The following is a 467-nucleotide window of genomic DNA, read 5'->3' on the forward strand; positions in this document are numbered from 1 at the left end:
GCATTCTCCGAGAGACTCGCAGCGGCGACGGTCACAACGAGGATCAGGCCGATCGTGTCAGTGAGGATGCCTCGCTTCCGGCCCACGATCTTCTTCGCGGCGTCCGTTCCCTGGCTGGTCACGGGCACGTTGGTGGAGGTCTTGACGCTCTGGGTGTCGATGACGGAGGCCGTCGGCTCGGACTTCCGGCCTTCCTTCACGCGGGCGAGGGCGGTGAGGTCGTAATTGAGCTGGGCGAAGATCCCCTCGTCGCGCCAGGCGGCGTAGTAGAAGTAGACGGTGCCGTGGCCAGGGGAGTCATGTGGGAGGTATTTCCAGGGAATTCCGGTGCGGTTGAGATAGAGGATCGCGTTGAACACGTCACGCAGATCGACTTTCGCCGGCTGACCGGTGGGGCGACGTTCGAGGCGGGCATTCCGCCAGGCCGTCAGCGTCGGTTCGATCAGGGCCCATCGGGCGTCCGACAA

Annotated in this window: 1 protein-coding gene; it reads right to left on the reverse strand. The window is 64.5% G+C overall.

Translation table 11 applies throughout. The features are described 5' to 3' along the window. On the reverse strand, positions 1 to 467 hold a 467-nt coding region (locus RB628_RS41410), incomplete at both ends, for a transposase (protein ID WP_318325769.1).

It is taken from the genome of Streptomyces sp. ADMS, from assembly GCF_033441795.1.
In the GTDB taxonomy this organism is placed as follows: Bacteria; Actinomycetota; Actinomycetes; order Streptomycetales; family Streptomycetaceae; genus Streptomyces.